Source organism: Streptomyces sp. ATexAB-D23, assembly GCF_000373645.1.
In the GTDB taxonomy this organism is placed as follows: Bacteria; Actinomycetota; Actinomycetes; order Streptomycetales; family Streptomycetaceae; genus Streptomyces; species Streptomyces castrisilvae.
The window spans coordinates 89,105-106,659 of sequence record NZ_KB892005.1; the positions used below are offsets into that span (position 1 = coordinate 89,105).

Here is a 17,555-nt window from a genome sequence, read left to right on the forward strand (position 1 = left end):
TCAGGTCATCCTCTCGGATGTCCTTGGTCTCGCGGGCCGTTGAGTCCTTTGTACTCCAGGGGTCCGGTGAGTGGTAGCCCTGGCCGCATTTCTTTACTTTTAGGTTCAATTACGGACTAGTTGGTCTCATGGTCCTGGCACGCGGATCGCGCTACGTGGAGGCCGGCGCCGAGCGCCGACGGGCCGCGTACCAGACGATCCCTGCGGTGAGGGCGGCTGCGCTCACCGCAGCCGCGGCCATGAGCGCGGGACGCGGTGGCAGTGAGAAGGACGGCACTCGTTGCTTGAGCCGGACGGGCCGGTCGAAGACGAGAATCGGCCACTCCCGGAGGGTTGCCTCCCGGCGCAGCGCACGGTCCGGATTGACCGCGTGCGGATGGCCGACGGATTCCAGCATCGGTACATCGGTCGCGGAGTCGCTGTACGCGTAGCAGCGGGCCAGGTCGTAGCCCTCGGACACGGCGAGCGCCTTGATGGCTTCGGCCTTCGTGGGGCCGTAGGCGTAGTACTCCACCTCGCCGGTGAAGCAGCCGTCGTCGCCGACGACCATGCGGGTGGCGACGACGCGGTCGGCGCCGAGCAACTCGCCGATCGGTTCGACCACCTCGGCGCCCGATGTCGAGACGATCACCACATCGCGACCTGCGGTGTGATGTTCCTCGATGAGTGTCGCCGCCTCGTCGTAGATGATCGGGTCGATCAAGTCGTGCAGGGTCTCGGCCACGAGTTCCTTGACCTGCTGCACGTTCCAGCCCTTGCAGAGCGCCGAGAGGTATTCGCGCATCCGCTCCATCTGGTCGTGATCCGCACCCCCGGCGAGGAACACGAACTGTACGTACGCGGTGCGCAGCACAGCGCGGCGGTTGATCAGCCCGCCATGGTAGAAGGACTTGCTGAAGGTCAGTGTCGAAGACTTCGCAATGACCGTCTTGTCCAGGTCGAAGAAGGCGGCTGTGCGCGGCAAGAAGCGGTTTTCCACAAGGCAGAGCATAGGGGCCCGCCATTCGGCGTAAACCCCGGCGCGTGGGTTTGCCTGAGAAGGCCGTCGGGTACACCATGGAAGTCACGGATCGTTCGCGACCGTGCTAACCCGGTCCGGCTCCTCCCCCCCCGAGTCGGCCGTGGGGACGACCCCCGCTCTCCCCCCCGGCGGGGGTCGTCGCATGTCCGGACACGGTTCTCCCGGCGGAATCCACCATTTCTCCTCCTTCTCGCCCATCTTGGGCCATGCCTGTGCGCGACTCATCTCAGATTGCGCCGTGACACTGGGTAGCGAAAGGGTTGCAACCGGAAGTCACCGGTATGAGCGACGGAGTTATTCACAACGACTGCGTTGTCCACGGTTTTCGACCAAGATCCACATGATTTCCCGAAGCGTCGCACCGTGATTCCACCCGTGAAGTCCACGGGTACCGGAATCACGGTTCTCGGAACGTCCCGAGATCGCCGTGAAACCGCGGTGAAGGTGAGCGATGAAGGGGTGGAGAACGTGGCTGAATCCAGTGCTCGGGATCGTCTGCCGACTGCCGGTGTACGGCGCGGTGGACCGCTGATCGTGACCGAGGATGTGGAACTGCTCGACGATCTGCTCAGGCTGTGCGCGGCCGCCGGCGCGGAGCCGGAAGTGCATCACACACTGCCCGACCGCAGAGGGGGCTGGGAACAGGCTCCGATGGTGCTCGTCGGCGATGATGCGGCCGCGCGGTGCCGGGGGGCGGCCCGCAGGCGGGGCGTGGTGCTCGTGGGGCGGGATCAAGATTCGCCCGATGTCTGGCGCCAGGCCGTCGAGATCGGGGCCGAGTATGTGCTTCGTCTCCCTGATTCCGAGGGCTGGCTTGTGGATCAGATCGCCAACGCGGCGGAAGGCGTTGGCCGGCCCGCGCTCACAGTAGGGGTGATCGGCGGGCGGGGTGGTGCCGGTGCGTCCACGCTGGCGTGCGCACTTGCCGTGGCCGCCGCGAGAGCCGGACAACGAACGATGCTCATCGACGGGGACCCGCTGGGCGGCGGCATCGATGTGTTGCTCGGCGGTGAACGAGCCGAGGGGATGAGGTGGCCTGATTTCGCCCATTCCCAGGGGCGGGTCGGCGGAGGCGCGCTGGAGGAGTCACTGCCCTCGTTGCACGGGCTGCGGGTGCTCAGCTGGGGCCGCGACGACTGGGTCGTCATCCCGCCGCCGGCCATGCGGTCGGTCCTGGCCGCAGCCCGCAGGCTCGGCGGGGTGGTGGTGGTCGATCTGCCGCGCCGGGTGGACGAGGCGGTCGCCGAAGCCCTTGCGCAGCTCGATCTGGGCCTTGTGGTGGTCCCCGGCGAGCTGAGGGCGGTCGCGGCGGCGAAGCGGGTGGTGTCGATGGCCGGAATGGTGTTGGACGACCTGCGAGTCGTGGCCCGGGGGCCGTACGCGTCCGGACTCGACGAGCAGTGGGTGGCCGACGCCATGGGTCTGCCGCTGGCAGGTGAAGTCCCACTGGAACGCGGGCTGCTGGACGAGCAGGGCCGGGGCGAGCCGCCCGGCGGCAGCGCGCGCGGGCCACTTGCCAGGTTCTGCACCGCCTTCTGGGAACAGGCTCTCGCTCAGGAGGACGCCAAGAGCCCGGTCGCGGGGGGCCTCTCATGACCGAGGCGCTGCTCGACGCCGTAAGGCAACGGCTTGCGCACAGCGGCACAGCGCCGACCCCGGCGGGGGTTGCCGCGGCGTTGCGCGCCCAGGGGCGATTGCTGGGTACGGCGGAAGTGCTCGGCAGAGCAGATGAGTTGCGGGGCGAGCTGATTGGTACGGGGGTGCTGGAACCGCTCCTTGCCGACCCTCAGGTCACGGATGTCCTGGTCTCCGCGCCCGATCGGGTGTGGGTGGACCGGGGTGCCGGGCTCGAACTCACGGAGGTGGCCTTCGCCGACGCCGCGGCCGTCCGCAGACTGGCGCAACGGCTGGCGGCCGTGGCCGGACGTCGGCTTGACGACGCCCGGCCATGGGTGGACGCGAGGCTCCCCGACGGGACCCGGATGCATGCGGTGCTGCCTCCGGTGTCCGTCGGCTCGACGTGCCTCTCGCTGCGAGTGGTCAGGCCCAGGGCGTTCTCGCTGACGGAGTTGGTGGAAGCGGGGACAGTGCCGCCCGGGGGCGACCGGGTGCTGAGGGCTCTGGTGGAGGCCCGGGTCTCGTACCTGATCAGTGGGGGGACGGGAGCGGGGAAGACGACCCTCCTTTCGAGCCTGCTGGGGGTGGTCGGGGAACGTGAGCGGATCGTGCTTGCCGAGGATTCGGCGGAGCTGCGGCCGGACCACCCCCACGTCGTGCGGCTGGAGTCGCGCCCCGCGAATCAGGAGGGTGCCGGACGGGTGACTCTCAGAGATCTGGTGCGCCAAGCCCTGCGCATGCGCCCCGACCGGCTGGTGGTCGGTGAGGTGCGGGGAAGCGAGGTCACCGAGCTCCTGGCAGCCCTGAATACGGGACATGAAGGCGGTTCTGGGACTGTCCATGCCAACGCCGCCGGGCACGTTCCGGCCCGGTTGGAGGCGCTCGGGACTGCGGCGGGGCTGGACCGGGCAGCACTGCACAGCCAGTTGGCGGCGGCCCTGTCGGTGGTGGTCCATCTCGCGCGGGACCGTGCAGGGCGCCGCCGGATCGCCGATGTCCATGTGCTGGAACGTGATGCGGCGGGTCTGGTGGTCACGGTGCCGGCGCTGCGTTGGAACGCTGCGGGTTTCGAGCGGGAACGAGGCTGGGAGCGGCTGCGGGAGCTCACAGGGGGCGTGTTGTGAGCGGCGGGTCGGCATCGACCGGAGTCCCGGAGCTTGTGTACGCCGCAGCGCTGTGTGCGGTGACGGCGGTCTGGCTGCTGGTGGGGAACGGGCAAACACGGCGCAGGGCACGGGGGGTGCTTTCCGGCGAGGTCACTCCGTCGGAGCCCCAGGAGCGCTGGGGGAACGTCCGGAGCCGGATCCGGGCGGGGCTGAATGGGCGGTGGGAGTGGCTCTGCCTGCCGGTGGCTTCGGTTCTGGCGGTTCTCGGACAGTCAGTGCTGCCGATGATCGCGGGGCCGGTCGCGATTCCTCTGGTGCGGAGATGGCTGCGCAGGAGGAGGCTGCGCGCGGAACAGGAATCCCGGGCCGACGGGGTCGTGGACCTGTGCGGTGCGCTGGTCGGTGAGTTGCGGGCAGGGCACGAGCCGGGGCAGGCACTGCTCGTCGCGGTTCGCAGCACAGGGGTGGTGGGCGAAACGGCCTTCAGGGTGTCGGCTGCCGCGCGGTTCGGCGGCGATGTTCCGAAGGCGCTGGCGCAGGCGGCGGGTGAACCGGGCCTGGAGGGGCTGGCCGGAGTGGCCGCCTGTTGGCGGGTGGCGGTGGGCAGCGGTGCGGGCCTGGCGGCGGGCCTGGACCGGCTGGAAAGCGCATTGCGGGCCGAGCGCCGTCAACGCGAGGAACTACGGGCACAACTGGCCGGAGCTTGGTCGACGGTCGCGGTTCTTGCGCTGCTGCCGGTGCTGGGCACGGGACTTGGTGCCGCGCTGGGAGCGGATCCGCTGAGGGTGCTGTTCCACAGTCCGGCCGGTCTGTTCTGCCTGGTCACAGGTGGATTGCTGGAGGTCTGCGGTCTTCTGTGGGCCGCCCGTATCGTGCGGGCGGGGGAAGCGGAATGAGGGGCTTGGCCGGCGATGCCGTTCATACGGTGGGGGCCGTCGGGGTGGCACTGGGGCTTTGCTGTCAGGTGGTTCTGCCCTTGGCCAGGCGGCAGACCGGTCGGCGGGTGCGGCGGCGGGGCGAGCGGCTTCTGGCGGTGGCTCCGGTGGCGCCCGCCGTGTGGCCGGCCACGTCCCGAGCGTCCATACCGCTCGGGGGGCTGCCCATGCCCGTTGGGCAGTTCAAACGGTGGGCGGCGCTGCTGGGCGTAGTGCTGACCGGCTGGTTCCTGGTCGGTGGGCTGGTGGGGTGGGCGGTCGGCCTGGGGTCGGCCTACGGCGCCTGGCGGTGGCAGCGGTCCCGCCGAGGGCAGGCAGCCGGGCTCGCGGCGGAGGAAAAGGTACGTGCGGCGGAGGCCGCGCGCCAACTTCCACTGGCAGCAGACCTGCTGGCGGCCTGTATCTCCGCCGGCGCGGGTCCGACAGAGGCGGCCGAAGCGGTGGGTGAGTCGCTGGGCGGAACCGTGGGTGAGCAGCTTGCACGCACTGCGGCGGAAATCCGGCTCGGCGGTGACCCTGCCGTCGCCTGGGGGCGGTTCGGCGAAATACCAGGCGCTGCTGCCCTGGCCCGCTGCCTGGACCGGGCGGGTTCGACCGGTGCTCCGGCGGCGGAGCCGGTGGCTCGGATGGCCGAGGCGTTGCGGGCCGAGCGGGCAAGGGCGGCTGTGGCCAGGGCCCAGCGGGCTGCCGTGATGGTCACCGCCCCTGTCGGGCTCTGCTTCCTCCCCGCCTTCTTGGCGGTTGGGGTGGCGCCCGTGGTGATCGGGCTGGCCGGGGGCCTGCTGCAACCGGCTTAGCTCGAAAAGGGGCATGGGGAAAATTCAATCCGATTAGTGCTGTAAGTGAGACATCGGGGGTTTGGGATGATGCGCAAAATCATGAACTGGATGCGGTCCGTGGCGGGCGTCGTCCGGAGCCGGGCCGATAGCGGAATGACGACTTCTGAGTACGCGGTGGGCACGATCGCCGCCTGTGCGTTTGCCGCGGTGCTCTACAAGGTGGTCACCAGCCCTGCGGTCATGGCCCAACTGCAATCGCTGCTGAAGGGCGCACTCGATGCGAAGTTCTGAGGCCGACGACGAAGCGGTGGCGGGCGACGAAGCGGTCGCGGACGTCGGACTGCTGGGCGATCGGGGTGCGGTGACGGCGGAGGCCGCGATGGTGATTCCGGTGCTGGCGGTCTTCGCCCTCGCGCTGCTGTGGGCGTTGATGGCTGCCTCTGCCCAGATTCGGTGCGTGGATGCCGCTCGGGCAGGCGCCCGTGCGGCAGCCCGTTCCGAACCGGCACCGCTGGTGAAGGAGGCCGCTCTTTCCGCGGCGCCGGCAGGGGCTGCGGTCGATGTGGAACGGTCCGGGGCGCTGTGGCGGGTCAGGGTGTCTGCTCCGACGCCCGGCCCGGGGAGCCTGGCCGTGACCCTGAGCGCGGAGGCCGCTGCGGCGGCCGAGGACGCACCGGCGAGGGAGGACGCGCTGGTCGCGGAGACCGAGGCGGGGGCGAAGCCGGGGGCCGGGGTGGGCGCCGAGGCTGGTGTGACGGACGGGCACGGGGAGGGAGGAGGGCTTGGCAGGAGGCGAGTTGCGAGGGGGGATGAGGCGTGAGGGTGGGACGAGGGGCTGGGGAAGAGCGAGGGGTCGGAGAGCGGCAAGAGGCGAGGGTGCGGGGCCGGCCGGCGGTCCGGTGGCCGGTCCAGTGGCGGGTGCGTGCACCGGTCCGGTGGCCGGCTCGGTGGCGGGGTCGGGTGGGGGACGGAGGGCTGGCGACTGTATGGGCTGCGGTGACCACGGCGACGCTGTGCACCGTGTTCGCGGTGGTCCTGACGCTCGGACAGGTGGTGGCTGCTCGGCACCGTGCCGGGGGTGCGGCTGATCTGGCCGCCTTGGCCGCGGCCGACCGGGCGCTTGAGGGTGAGACGGAGGCCTGTCGGTCGGCCCGGGAGGTGGCCGGGGCGCAAGGGGCGGAGGTGGTGCGGTGCGTTGTCCAGGGGGAGGTGGCCGATGTGACGGCCAAGGTGCGGTTCGGGCCGTACGCGCCCGTGGTCAGGGCTCGGGCGGGGCCTGCGGCGACGGCTTCTCCGGCTCCTCCGCCGGTGACGCTTCCGTCGTCGGCGGGGTGGGAGAGCCGGGCTCGGCCGGGCCGTGTTCCGGTTCGGGCGAGTCCGGCGAGGCAGGACCGCCAGGGGCCGGAGGCGCGGATCGGAGGAGCTCCGTGAGAAGCCGGACGGCACCCCGTTTGTGCAGGGGCTCGTTACCGTTGCCGCACTTGGGGGACTGGATGCACGACGGGCAGCCCGCGTCGCACTCGCAGGACGCGATGGCCAGGCGGGTGGCGGACAGCCACTCGCGTGCGGTGCGGAATGCGCGCTCGGCGAATCCGGCACCGCCGGGATGGCCGTCGTACACGAAGACGGTCGGCAGCAGGGTGTCCGGGTGCAGGGGCACGGACACCCCGCCGATGTCCCAGCGGTCGCAGGTGGCGAAGAGCGGCAGCATTCCGATCGAGGCGTGCTCGGCGGCGTGCAGTGCGCCCCCGAGGATCTCGGGATTGATCCGGGCGGCGTCGAGCTGGTCCTCGGTCACCGTCCACCACACGGCACGGGTACGCAGGGTGCGGGGAGGCAGCTCCAGCTTGCTCTCGCCGAGCACCTCGCCGGTGATCAGTTTGCGGCGCAGGAAGGAGACGACCTGGTTGGTGACCTCGACGGACCCGTAGCAGAGCCGCCCGTCCCCCCAGGGGATCTCGGTGTCGGTCTCCAGGACGGCGATGGCGGTGGTGTCGCGTGCGGTGGTCGAGTACGGCGGGGCCGCCTCCTCTACCAGGGCCACGGAGTCCTCCAGGTCCAGCTTTCGGACCAGGTAGGTGCGGCCCTGGTGGAGGTGGACGGCGCCCTCGTGCACGGCGCTGTGGGCGGCGGACTCGTCCACGGTGCCCAGCAGCCTTCCGGTGCCCTCCTCGACGATCTGGACGGGGCGGCCGCCCTCGCCGCGGATATCGGTCAGGTCGGCGGCCCGCTCGCGTCGGGTCCAGTGCCAGCCCGAAGCCCGCCTGCGGAGCAGCTTCGCGGTCTCCAGTTGCGGGAGGAGGTCGGCCGCGGCCGGCCCGAAGAGCTGCAGGTCGCGTTCGGTGAGCGGCAGCTCGGCTGCCGCTGCGCACAAGTGGGGGGCCAGGACGTACGGGTTGTCCGGGTCGAGGACGGTCGATTCCACAGGCTGTTCGAACAGGGCCTCGGGGTGGTGGACGAGGAAGGTATCCAGCGGGTCGTCGCGGGCCACCAGGATGGCGAGCGCACCTTGGCCCGCCCGCCCGGCGCGGCCCGCCTGCTGCCACAGGGAGGCCCTCGTGCCCGGGTATCCGGATATGACGACGGCGTCCAGGCCCGACACGTCGATGCCGAGTTCGAGGGCGGTGGTGGCGGCGAGGCCGAGCAGCCGGCCGGAGTGCAGAGCGCGCTCCAGGGCGCGGCGTTCCTCGGGGAGGTACCCCCCGCGGTAGGCGGCGACCCGGGCCGGGAGGGTGTGGTCGACCTCGGCGAGGCGTTCCTTGGCGATGACGGAGACGAGCTCGGCGCCGCGCCTGGAGCGGACGAAGGCGACCGAGCGGACGCCCTGCACGGTGAGGTCGGTGAGCAGGTCGGCGGTCTCGGCCGTGGCGGTGCGGCGTACAGGGGCACCCTTCTCGCCGTGCAGTTCGGTCAGCGGGGGTTCCCACAGGGCGAAGACGAGTTCGCCGCGCGGGGAGGCGTCGTCGGCCACCTCTGTGACCGCGAGGCCGGTGAGGCGGCCCGCCGCGAGTGCGGGCTGTGCGGAGGTGGCGGAGGCGAGGAGGAAGACGGGATCGGCGCCATAGCGGGCGCAGAGGCGGCGGAGCCGGCGCACCACCTGGGCGACGTGGGAGCCGAAGACGCCCCGGTAGGTGTGGCACTCGTCGATGACGACGTAGCGCAGGGAGCGCAGGAAGGAGGACCAGCGGGGGTGTGACGGGAGTATCCCGCGGTGCAGCATGTCGGGGTTGGTGAGGACGTAGTTGGCGTACTGCCGTACCCACTCGCGTTCTTCGAAGGGGGTGTCACCGTCGAAGACGGCGGGCCGGATGCCGTTGCCCAGCGGAGCGGCGAGCGCCTTCACCGAGCGCCTCTGGTCGGCTGCCAGGGCCTTGGTGGGGGCGAGGTAGAGAGCGGTGGCTCCTCGCCCGTTGGGGGCCTCTGAGCCGTCCAGGAGCGCGCTGAGCACTGGGGCGAGGTAGGCGAGCGACTTGCCGGAGGCGGTTCCGGTGGCGATCACGACCGAGGTGCCGTCCAGAGCGTGTTCGGCGGCGGCCGCCTGATGGGTCCAGGGGTGGTCGATGCCGGCCTTCTGGATGGCCGCGATCACTTCCGGACGGATGCGATCGGGCCAGACGGCATGGGTTCCCGCGCGCGGGGGCAGGTGCTCCGTATGAGTGATGCGCGCGGACCGGCCCGCCCCTGCGGCGAGCCGGTCGAGGACCGTGTCGGGAGAGGGGCGGGAGCCCCCACTCTCCGGGGGTCGACTGGGGCGGTGATTCTTGGCCATCGGCACCGAGTGTGTCACTGGCAAGGCGGACAATGGTCCCAAGGCGTCGTGCATGGCTGCCGGTAAGTGATTGAATGCCATCGCGGCTGGCGATCCGTCCCCCGGCTCCGTCGGGGAGACCGAGGGGCGACCGCTCGATAGCAAGGTGCTGGAGGATCCGTGGACCTGTCCTTGTCGACTCGCAATGTGTCCGGCCCTGGTGGCGACCGTACGGTCGTCGAGGTCGGTGGCGAGATTGATGTGTATACCGCGCCCAAGCTGCGCGAGCAGTTGGTCGAGTTGGTGAATGACGGCAGCTACCACCTGGTTGTCGACATGGAAGGCGTCGACTTTCTCGACTCCGCCGGCCTCGGCGTGCTTGTGGGCGGCTTGAAGCGCGTGCGTGCCCATGAGGGCTCGCTGCGCCTGGTGTGCAACCAGGAGCGCATTCTCAAGATTTTCCGGATCACCGGTCTGACCAAGGTGTTCCCGATCCACACCACGGTCGACGAGGCCGTCGCGGCCACCGACTGATCTCCGGTCTGCCGCCGGGCCGGTTCCATACCGGTCCGGCGACGATCGGTGTGACGGCGGCCTCGGTGGAGGGCCGCCGGCGTGATGGCCCTCGTTCCGTGGTCGCCGGTGAGCCCGGCGGCCGGTGTCCGGCGTCGGCCGTCACCCGGTCGGCGGTCTGCGGCTGATTTATTTGTCAGCCGCCCGATCCGTCGGAGACAGAGACAGAGCCAGAGGCTCGGGGCCGCAGGGCCCGTTTCTGGCATGCACATACGTACGTTCGAGGGGGATCGCATGGCCACCGTTGAACTCCGCTTCAGCGCCCAGCCCGAACACGTCAGGACCGCCCGTCTCGTGGCAGCGGCCGTGGCGCGCCGGGCCGGGGTCGACGAGGCCGTGCTCGACGAGGTCCGGCTCGCCGTGGGTGAGGCGTGCAGCCGCGCTGTCGGGCTGCACCGCAGTCATGGCATCACGGCACCTGTCGCGGTCTTCCTGATCGAGGAGGAGAAGGCGTTCTCCATCGAGGTCGGTGACGAGGTGCCGGGCCCCGGCGCGGACGGCTCCGTGCCCGGTGGGGTTTCCGGACGGCGCGGTGTCGTGTCCGGCGGAGGGCTCGACCAGCCCGAGCCGGAGACCGATGACGAGGACGAGATGGGCCTCGCGGTCATCAGCGGTCTCGTCGACGACGTGGAGGTCAGGTCCGGCGCGGACGGCGGAGTGATCCGGATGACCTGGCCCAAGACGCCGGTGGCCGTACTGCCCTGAGCCGAGCGCACCGGTTCGGCCGGGCGGCCCGTTCACGGGCGATGCCTGAGCCGGACGTGCCGGGTGGCCCGTGCCGCCCTTTTCGCGGGGCTGCGTCACGCTTCCCGAGGCCCTGCTCAGCAGGGCCTCTTTTTTCGCTCTCGTGAGTGATGAGGGATCAGATGTGCCATCAGTAGTGCATTAACTGAGCGATTTTGATGTTGCGTCAGTCGGTCGGGTCGCCGTACGGCATCTGTGGGCGCCTCGTACGGGTGGCTGATCGCTCACGTGTTCCCGTTGGTGGGAGCCGTGTGGGTGAGTTGTATCTCCCTCCTTTCGCTTGGTGCAAATGGCTGCAAAAGCTGTCCTACCGGACGACTGGCACCCGGATGGAGGTCGTTCGGCGTGTAAGTTCCGGGGCCGAGAGCCTTGGAAGGGACCAATCCGGTGAACAAGAAGCTTGCAGCCGCGCTGTCCGGCGGTGCGGTACTGGTACTGACGCTGTCGGGCTGCAGCGACGACAGCGACGACAAGGTGAACGACTGGGCCAAGAAGGTCTGCGACCAGGTCCAGCCGCAGCTGCAGAAGATCGCGAACGCCAACGCCTCCATCCAGCAGCAGACGGCCGACAACAGCAAGCCCGCCGACGTCCAGGAGACCGACTCGGCCGCCTTCCACCAGATCTCGCAGGCGTACAAGGCGCTGGGTTCCGCTGTCGAGTCGGCGGGTCCGCCGCCGGTCGACGACGGTGAGACCACGCAGAAGGAGGCCGTGAAGGAGCTCAACGCCTCCTCCACCGCCTACGCGAAGCTGCAGAAGAAGGTCGACGCCCTGGAGACGAAGGACCAGGCGAAGTTCGCCGACGGCCTCAAGGGCATCGCGGACGAACTGAACAAGATCAGCACCAACGGCGATCAGGCGCTGAACAAGCTCCAGTCCGGCGAGGTCGGCAGCGCGATGGCCAAGCAGGAGGGCTGCCAGAAGCCCACCGCGTCGGCCTCGCCCTCGACCGGTTCCTCCGGTTCCTCGGACGACTCCGAGCCGTCGAAGGAAGCGTCGCCGTCCGTGTCGCCCAGTAAGAAGTCGTAACCGGCGGCCGATCGCCGTGGCCGGAGCCACGGCCGGCGCACCTCGGCCGAGCGGCCCGGCGCACCCCCTGGAACGCACGGGCGGCGGCCGGGCCGCTGCCGTTGTCAGTGGGACCCCTCACAATGGGTCACGTGAGTAAGACCAGCCTTTTCGCAGCAGACCTGCCCGCGGCAGACCACGCGCCCCGGCTCCGCGAAGCCCTGCTCGCGGCCGCCTTCACCGCCGATGGGCTCCTCGACCTGCTCGGCGCGCCCGCCTATGCCGCGCTCGCCCGCAGCGAGACGGTTCCGGCGCTGCGCGCCACGCGGGGCGAGGGGCCGCTCGACACGCTGGTGCGGCTCTTCCTGCTCCAGCGCCCTGTCCGGTCGGAGCGGGCCGCCGCCGTGCTCCCGCTGGCGGAGTGCGTGGCGGACGGCTGGCTGACCGAGAAGGACGGCGATGTGCGGGCGACCGTCGACCTGCGGCCGTACGGCGGACCGGACGGCCAGGACTGGTTCATCGTCTCCGACCTGGGCTGCGCGGTGGGAGGCGCGGGCGGTATCGGCTCGCGCGAGAAGGGCGTCGTCCTCGGTATCGGCGGGGCGTCCACCACCCTGGCCGGGATCACCGTCCGCCGGCCCGTCGCCTCCGCCCTCGATATCGGCACGGGCTCCGGCATCCAGGCGTTGCACGCCGCCCAGCACGCCACGAAGGTCACGGCCACCGACCTCAATCCGCGCGCCCTCGCCTTCACCCGGCTCACCCTCGCCCTGTCCGGCGCCGCCCCGGCCGACCTCCGCGAGGGCTCACTGTACGAGCCGGTCGGCGACGAGACCTTCGACCTGATCGTCTCCAACCCGCCGTTCGTCATCTCGCCCGGCGCGCGGCTCACCTACCGCGACGGCGGTATGGCCGGCGACGACCTGTGCCGGACCCTCGTCCAGCAGACGGGCGACCGGCTCAACGAGGGCGGATTCGCCCACTTCCTGGCCAACTGGCAGCACACCGAGGGCGAGGAGTGGCAGGACCGGGTGCGTTCCTGGGTGCCGGACGGCTGCGACGCCTGGATCGTGCAGCGCGAGGTCCAGGACGTCACGCAGTACGCCGAGCTGTGGCTGCGCGACAGCGGGGACCATCGCACGGACCCGGCGGAGTACGAGGCGCGGTACGACGCCTGGCTGGACGAGTTCGCGGCCCGCCGGGCGAAGGGCGTCGGCTTCGGCTGGATCACGCTGCGGAAGTCCGCCGCGGCCGCAGCCGGTGCGCCCTCCGTCGTGATCGAGGAGTGGCCGCACGCGGTGGAACAGCCGCTCGGCCCGGTGGTCGAAGCGCACTTCGCTCGCCAGGACTACCTGCGGGAGCAGGACGACGCGGCGCTCCTGGCCGCACACTTCACCCTGGCCGCCGAGGTGGTGCAGGAGCAGGTCGGGCTCCCCGGGGCGGAGGACCCCGAGCATGTGGTGCTCCGTCAGAATCGTGGCATGCGCCGGGCGACGAAGGTCGACGCGGTGGGCGCGGGGTTCGCGGGCGTGTGCGACGGCTCGCTGCCCGCCGGGCGCATCCTGGACGCCATCGCCCAGTTGATGAACGAGGACCCGGTGCTGCTTCGCGACCGCACCCCCCAGGCCATTCGGCTGCTGGTCGAGGAGGGCTTCCTGGAGCCGCTGCCCCCGGGCGGGCAGGTGGCCGGATGATCCGGATCGAACTGGACGAGGCGTCGCTCGGCGCGACCCGGATCGCCATCAGCCCCCTGTGGGACGCCTTTTGCAGCCTCCATCTCGCGATGCCGCACCGCCACCCCTCCCGCCCCTACGAGGAGTGGGTGGTGCGGGCCCGCGAGGTGCTGAGCGAGGACGATCGGACGCATGCGCTCCGGCTGCTGATCGACGGCCCGCACCAGTTCCCGGACTTCATGCTGCCCCGGCCGGTCGGGGCGTCATCCGTCGAGACGGAGCTCGACACGATCCGGGCCACCCCTGCCGACGTCGTACGGGCCGGAGTCGCCCGGCACTACGAGGGGCTCCAGGACCACCCGCACGTACGCCCGTACGTCGCCGACCCCGAGGCCGCCTGTGGGGCGCTCGCCGATGCGTATGCCGCGTACTGGGAAGGAGCGATGGCCGCGCACTGGCCCGTCATGCGCCGCCTGGTCGAGGACGAGGTGCTCATCCGGGCCCGGACCTTCGCCACCGAGGGGGTGGACGCGCTCTTCGCCGGGCTGGAGAGCCGGGCGAAGTGGGAGCCGCCCGTCCTGGAGCTGACGAAGCACATCGACGCGGAGTACCGGGCGGGGGAGCGCCGGCTGCTGCTCGTGCCCCTCGTCTTCGCGGAGGGCTGCCGGCTCTACTCCACCGACGACCCGGACGTCCTGACGGTGTCCTTCCAGGCCCGGGGCGCGGGCGCCCTGCGCGAACGGGCGGCGGAGCGGGCCGACAGCGGTGACCGGCTCGGGCTGCTCCTGGGAAAGGGCCGGGCCTCGGTCCTGCGACAGCTCGGGGGACCGCTCACCACGGCCGGGATAGCCGACCGGATGGGGCTCGCGCCGAGCACGGTCTCGGAGCACTTGTCCGTCCTCGCCGACGCCGATGTTGTCACCCGGCACCGAATAGGACGCAGCGTGTACTACCAGCTCACCGACACCGGCCGCGCCCTCCTCGCACTGCTGTCGGGGGAGGACGTGCTGCGCGCGGTGTCCTGAGGGGCGCGGACAGGCGGAGGCCGGCAAGGGGCGGCCGGACGATTCGGGAGGTTCCGAATCGATGGCGGGAGTGGCGGGGCCGGGCCTAACGTCCGCGCCATGCTTGCGATCGAGGCGAAGAACCTGCGCCGCACCTACACCAGCCGGACCGGCTTCCTGCGTCCGCGCCGCACCGAGACCGAAGCCGTGCGCGGGGTCACCTTCGAGGTGGCGCGCGGTGAGCTCTTCGGCCTCCTCGGGCCCAACGGCGCGGGCAAGACCACCACCATCAAGATGCTCAACACCCTGCTGCTGCCCACCTCCGGCACGGCCCGGGTGCTGGGACACGACGTGGCGTCCGACCCCGTCGCCGTACGCCGCAGGATCGGCTACGTCTTCGGCGGTGACCGGGGCCTGTACGACCGGCTCTCCGCCCTCGACAACCTGCGCTACTTCGTCGAGCTGTACGGCGTCGAGCCGCGCGACCAGAAGCGGCGGATCGCCGAACTGCTCGATCTGGTCGGCCTCGCCGGGCGGGAGAAGGAGCGCGTCGAGGGGTACTCGCGGGGCATGCGGCAGCGGCTGCACATCGCGCGCGGCCTGCTGCACCGGCCCGATGTCCTGTTCCTCGACGAGCCGTCGATCGGCGTGGACCCGGTGGCGGCCCGCGATCTGCGCCGTACCGTCGCCGACTTGCGGACCTCCGGCACCACCGTGCTCCTGACCACGCACTACATGGCGGAGGCCGATGAGTTGTGCGACCGGATCGCGGTCATCGCGGGCGGCACCATCAGGGCCCTGGGCACGCCGGAGCGACTCAAGTCCCGTGTGCGGGAACGCGACGTCCTGGAGATCGAGGCGTACGGGGCGGGCGAGGACCATCTCGAACGGATCCGGGCCGTGGCGGGCGTGCACGGTGTGGCCGCCGAGGACAGAGGCAGCCGACAGGCCGTCATCGTGCAGACCGAGCGCGGCGCCGACCTGCACGTTCACGTGCTGTCCGCGCTCAAAGGCGTGCGCGTCGGACGGGTCGTCACCCGCGAACCCACGCTGGAGGACGCCTACATCGCGATCGTCGAGGAGGCGGAGGGCGGGGCGAGCACGTCACGCGCGACAGGCGGGGCGCGCGGGCCGGACGCCGCACCCGAGTCGGACCGCGCACCGGAAGCGGGTGGCGTGCCTGGGCCCTTCGGGTCCGTACCCGCCGGGCCCATGCCCGTCGCGCCCACGGCCGCCGGCTCCACGGCCGCCGGCTTCACGCCCGTCGGGCCCATGAACGCGGCGGTTTCTGGGGCGGCTGCCTCGGGGAACGTGGACGCGGGGCCGGTTGAGGACGTGCGGGTGGAAGCGGCTGAGACCGGGCGGGTTGATGGGGAGGCCGTGGCATGAGGGTTGGCAGGGCCCTGCGCCTGACCCTCGTCGGGGTGCGTACCCACGTCTCGTACATGAGCCGTTCACCGCTCGAAATCACCTTCGCCGTCCTCGTGCCTCTGGTGTACGCGACCCTCTCCGTCTACCTCTTCCGCGCTGCGGACGACCCCGACCGGCTGCTCACCGCCGCCGTCGGCGCCGGGCTGATGGGCATCTGGTCCTCGGTGCTCTTCGGGTCGGGCGGAGCCGTACAGAATCAGCGCCGGCTCGGCACACTGGAGACGCTCGTCGCCTCGCCGACCCCGCTCTCCCTCGTTCTGCTGCCCATCACCCTGGCCACCGCCGTCATCGGCACCTACGCCATGGGCGCGACGGTGATCTGGGGCGCCGTGCTGTTCGATGTGCCGCTCGATTTCGCGCACCCTCTGCTCTTCCTGGTCGCCGTCCCGGTCTGTGTGCTCTCGCTCGGGATGATGGGGCTGCTGCTCGCCGCCACCTTTGTGCTGCTGCGCAACGCGAACGCGCTGGCCAACCCGCTGGACGCGCCCGTGTGGCTGTTGTCCGGGATGCTCGTGCCCATCACCGTGCTGCCGGACTGGACGCGTCCGTTTTCCTGGGCGCTCCCCACCACCTGGGGCTCGCGGGCGGTGCACGCGGCGACCTCCGGCAGCGCGGGAGCCGGTGAGGTGCTGGTCCCCATGGGCGTGTCCCTGACGCTCGGCGCGTTGTACGCGTTGCTCGCCGTCCTCGTTCTGGGGCGGGTCGAACAGCGTGCCCGCGCCGCCGCGACCCTCTCGCTGGCCTGACACCCGGCCTGACACCGGGTCTGACACCGGGTCTGACACCCGGCCGGACGGCTCGACGACGGTCCATGGCCGGACCGCTGGACGTCCCGGCGGCGGTCACCAGGCCCGGCGCGCATGAAACCGGTGCCGGATCGCGCGCAGAACCGTTCCTCGAACTGCTTCCCGAACGCTTCCCGCCCCACCCAGGAGTTGCCCGCATGCCCGCCCGTACACCGTTCATGGACCCCGGCCCCGCACCTGCGGACCGGTCCCCGCGCCTCTACCGCCGGTTCGCTTCCGCATGGCGGCTCGTCGTGATCGGCGGTTCCCTTTCCTACCGGGCGCTCTTCAACTGGACGACGCCGCCCATGTTCATCGGGCTTCGTGTTCCTGGGACGGCAGCTCCAGGTCGCCGACGACCGGTTCTATCTGCTCGGCAACGCCGTGATCTCCGCCTCGACCGCCTGCGTCTACGGCGGCACGATGGCCGTCGCCAACGAGCGGCGGTACGGGACGCTGGGCGCGGTGCTGCTCAGCCCGCGGAACCGGGCTCCGCTCTGGTTCGGACGCGCGCTGCCGTATGTGCTGAACGGCCTCCTCATCAGTGTCTTCACGCTCTCCGCTGCCTGCCTCCTGCTTGGTCTGCGCATTCCGGTTGAGGCCCTTCCGGGGCTCGGCGCGGTCCTGCTCGCCGCCTCCGCCGGGTGTTCCGCCTTCGGCCTGGCCCTGGGGGCGCTGGGGCTGCGGTTCCGCGATGTCTTCCTCGTATCGAACGTGGCCAGTTCCGCGCTCCTGCTGCTGACCGGTGCCAACGTGCCCCGGGAGACCCTGCCGGGGTGGATGCGCGCCCTCGGGGACGTACTGCCGCTGACTCACGCGGCCGACGCGGCACGTCAGTTGTCAGCCGGGGCCGGGCTCGACGGCCGGGGCATCGCGGCGGAACTCGCGACGGGTGCGGGGTACGCGCTGCTCGCCGTCGTACTGCTCGCGGTGTTCGAACGGGGGAGCAGGCGGCGCGCCACGCTGGACGTGATGTGAGGGACGCGGGCGGCGGCCGGCGTGTGAATTCGGCCATGGCCGGGCCCTGCCCCTCTGTCGCCCTGTCGGCGGGCCCTGCTGTTCACCCCGTGTTGGCGTCCGCGACGCCGTGCGGTGGGAGCCTCCGTGAGAAACCGGGGGTAGCCCGGGGCA

General features: G+C 71.1%; 16 protein-coding genes and 1 pseudogene. 15 read left to right on the top strand and 2 right to left on the bottom strand.

Translation table 11 applies throughout. The annotated features are described in order from the left end of the window. Positions 1–151 precede the first annotated feature (151 nt). Complete coding sequence (locus B082_RS0107290) at positions 152–991, bottom strand: HAD family hydrolase (RefSeq protein WP_026249521.1); 840 nt, start codon at positions 989–991, stop codon at positions 152–154. Positions 992–1,555: 564 nt separating this feature from the next. Between B082_RS0107290 and ssd the strand changes: the two genes are divergently transcribed. The 7 genes and pseudogenes from ssd to B082_RS37805 form a co-directional block, all read left to right on the top strand. Next, the gene (ssd, locus tag B082_RS0107295) at positions 1,556–2,617 is read left to right on the top strand and encodes a septum site-determining protein Ssd (RefSeq protein ID WP_018551154.1); all 1,062 of its coding nucleotides are present in this window, start codon (positions 1,556–1,558) and stop codon (positions 2,615–2,617) included. Beyond that, positions 2,614–3,762 (top strand): TadA family conjugal transfer-associated ATPase, encoded by a 1,149-nt coding sequence (locus B082_RS0107300; RefSeq protein WP_018551155.1) that lies wholly within the window; start codon positions 2,614–2,616, stop codon positions 3,760–3,762. Before ssd ends, B082_RS0107300 begins: the two co-directional genes overlap by 4 nt. A gap of 35 nt (positions 3,763–3,797) precedes the next feature. Next, entirely contained in the window at positions 3,798–4,640 is an 843-nt protein-coding gene (locus tag B082_RS35770; protein WP_018551156.1) for a type II secretion system F family protein, read from the top strand. Then, on the top strand, positions 4,637–5,476 hold the full coding sequence (locus B082_RS35775) for a type II secretion system F family protein (RefSeq protein ID WP_018551157.1): 840 nt from the start codon (positions 4,637–4,639) through the stop codon (positions 5,474–5,476). The genes B082_RS35770 and B082_RS35775 overlap by 4 nt, the downstream gene beginning before the upstream one ends. Before the next feature lie 66 nt (positions 5,477–5,542). Beyond that, positions 5,543–5,749, top strand: coding sequence for a DUF4244 domain-containing protein (locus tag B082_RS35780; protein WP_018551158.1), 207 nt, complete (start codon positions 5,543–5,545; stop codon positions 5,747–5,749). Then, on the top strand, positions 5,736–6,278 hold the full coding sequence (locus tag B082_RS35785; RefSeq protein ID WP_202453585.1) for a TadE family type IV pilus minor pilin: 543 nt from the start codon (positions 5,736–5,738) through the stop codon (positions 6,276–6,278). The genes B082_RS35780 and B082_RS35785 overlap by 14 nt, the downstream gene beginning before the upstream one ends. 140 nt (positions 6,279–6,418) lie before the next feature. After that, positions 6,419–6,676, top strand: a pseudogene (locus B082_RS37805) (Rv3654c family TadE-like protein); the annotation flags it as partial. Between the two features lie 40 nt (positions 6,677–6,716). On the opposite strand, the gene B082_RS0107325 reads toward B082_RS37805, so the two are convergent. Further along, on the bottom strand, positions 6,717–9,308 hold the full coding sequence (locus tag B082_RS0107325; RefSeq protein WP_234018124.1) for a DEAD/DEAH box helicase: 2,592 nt from the start codon (positions 9,306–9,308) through the stop codon (positions 6,717–6,719). 78 nt (positions 9,309–9,386) lie between these two features. Here B082_RS0107325 and B082_RS0107330 point away from each other — a divergent pair, with 78 nt between their 5' ends. The 8 genes from B082_RS0107330 to B082_RS35795 all read left to right on the top strand — a co-directional run bounded on the left by B082_RS0107330 (position 9,387) and on the right by B082_RS35795 (position 17,402). Then, complete coding sequence (locus B082_RS0107330; protein WP_018551161.1) at positions 9,387–9,740, top strand: STAS domain-containing protein; 354 nt, start codon at positions 9,387–9,389, stop codon at positions 9,738–9,740. A 273-nt stretch (positions 9,741–10,013) separates the two neighbouring features. Then, positions 10,014–10,484: an ATP-binding protein gene (locus tag B082_RS0107335; RefSeq protein WP_018551162.1), complete on the top strand. Its 471-nt coding sequence runs from the start codon at positions 10,014–10,016 to the stop codon at positions 10,482–10,484. Positions 10,485–10,910: 426 nt separating this feature from the next. After that, positions 10,911–11,552 (top strand): hypothetical protein, encoded by a 642-nt coding sequence (locus B082_RS0107340; RefSeq protein WP_018551163.1) that lies wholly within the window; start codon positions 10,911–10,913, stop codon positions 11,550–11,552. 122 nt (positions 11,553–11,674) lie between these two features. Beyond that, on the top strand, positions 11,675–13,225 hold the full coding sequence (locus tag B082_RS0107345) for a N5-glutamine methyltransferase family protein (protein ID WP_018551164.1): 1,551 nt from the start codon (positions 11,675–11,677) through the stop codon (positions 13,223–13,225). Next, positions 13,222–14,229, top strand: coding sequence for an ArsR/SmtB family transcription factor (locus tag B082_RS0107350; RefSeq protein WP_018551165.1), 1,008 nt, complete (start codon positions 13,222–13,224; stop codon positions 14,227–14,229). The genes B082_RS0107345 and B082_RS0107350 overlap by 4 nt, the downstream gene beginning before the upstream one ends. A 99-nt stretch (positions 14,230–14,328) precedes the next feature. After that, on the top strand, positions 14,329–15,597 hold the full coding sequence (locus B082_RS35790) for an ABC transporter ATP-binding protein (protein ID WP_018551166.1): 1,269 nt from the start codon (positions 14,329–14,331) through the stop codon (positions 15,595–15,597). Next, positions 15,594–16,385 (top strand): ABC transporter permease, encoded by a 792-nt coding sequence (locus B082_RS0107360; RefSeq protein ID WP_018551167.1) that lies wholly within the window; start codon positions 15,594–15,596, stop codon positions 16,383–16,385. Before B082_RS35790 ends, B082_RS0107360 begins: the two co-directional genes overlap by 4 nt. 363 nt (positions 16,386–16,748) lie before the next feature. Continuing rightward, the gene (locus B082_RS35795; protein ID WP_018551168.1) at positions 16,749–17,402 is read left to right on the top strand and encodes an ABC transporter permease; all 654 of its coding nucleotides are present in this window, start codon (positions 16,749–16,751) and stop codon (positions 17,400–17,402) included. Positions 17,403–17,555: the final 153 nt, after the last annotated feature.

Excerpts from the sequence above, each read along its gene's own strand:
- B082_RS0107290 (WP_026249521.1), bottom strand. The coding sequence starts at position 991 with ATGCTCTGCCTTGTGGAAAACCGCTTCTTGCCGCGCACAGCCGCCTTC.
- B082_RS0107300 (WP_018551155.1), top strand. The coding sequence starts at position 2,614 with ATGACCGAGGCGCTGCTCGACGCCGTAAGGCAACGGCTTGCGCACAGC.
- B082_RS35775 (WP_018551157.1), top strand. The coding sequence starts at position 4,637 with ATGAGGGGCTTGGCCGGCGATGCCGTTCATACGGTGGGGGCCGTCGGG.
- B082_RS35780 (WP_018551158.1), top strand. The coding sequence starts at position 5,543 with ATGATGCGCAAAATCATGAACTGGATGCGGTCCGTGGCGGGCGTCGTC.
- B082_RS35785 (WP_202453585.1), top strand. The coding sequence starts at position 5,736 with ATGCGAAGTTCTGAGGCCGACGACGAAGCGGTGGCGGGCGACGAAGCG.
- B082_RS0107325 (WP_234018124.1), bottom strand. The coding sequence starts at position 9,308 with ATGGCATTCAATCACTTACCGGCAGCCATGCACGACGCCTTGGGACCA.
- B082_RS0107335 (WP_018551162.1), top strand. The coding sequence starts at position 10,014 with ATGGCCACCGTTGAACTCCGCTTCAGCGCCCAGCCCGAACACGTCAGG.
- B082_RS0107345 (WP_018551164.1), top strand. The coding sequence starts at position 11,675 with ATGGGTCACGTGAGTAAGACCAGCCTTTTCGCAGCAGACCTGCCCGCG.
- B082_RS0107350 (WP_018551165.1), top strand. The coding sequence starts at position 13,222 with ATGATCCGGATCGAACTGGACGAGGCGTCGCTCGGCGCGACCCGGATC.
- B082_RS35790 (WP_018551166.1), top strand. The coding sequence starts at position 14,329 with ATGCTTGCGATCGAGGCGAAGAACCTGCGCCGCACCTACACCAGCCGG.
- B082_RS0107360 (WP_018551167.1), top strand. The coding sequence starts at position 15,594 with ATGAGGGTTGGCAGGGCCCTGCGCCTGACCCTCGTCGGGGTGCGTACC.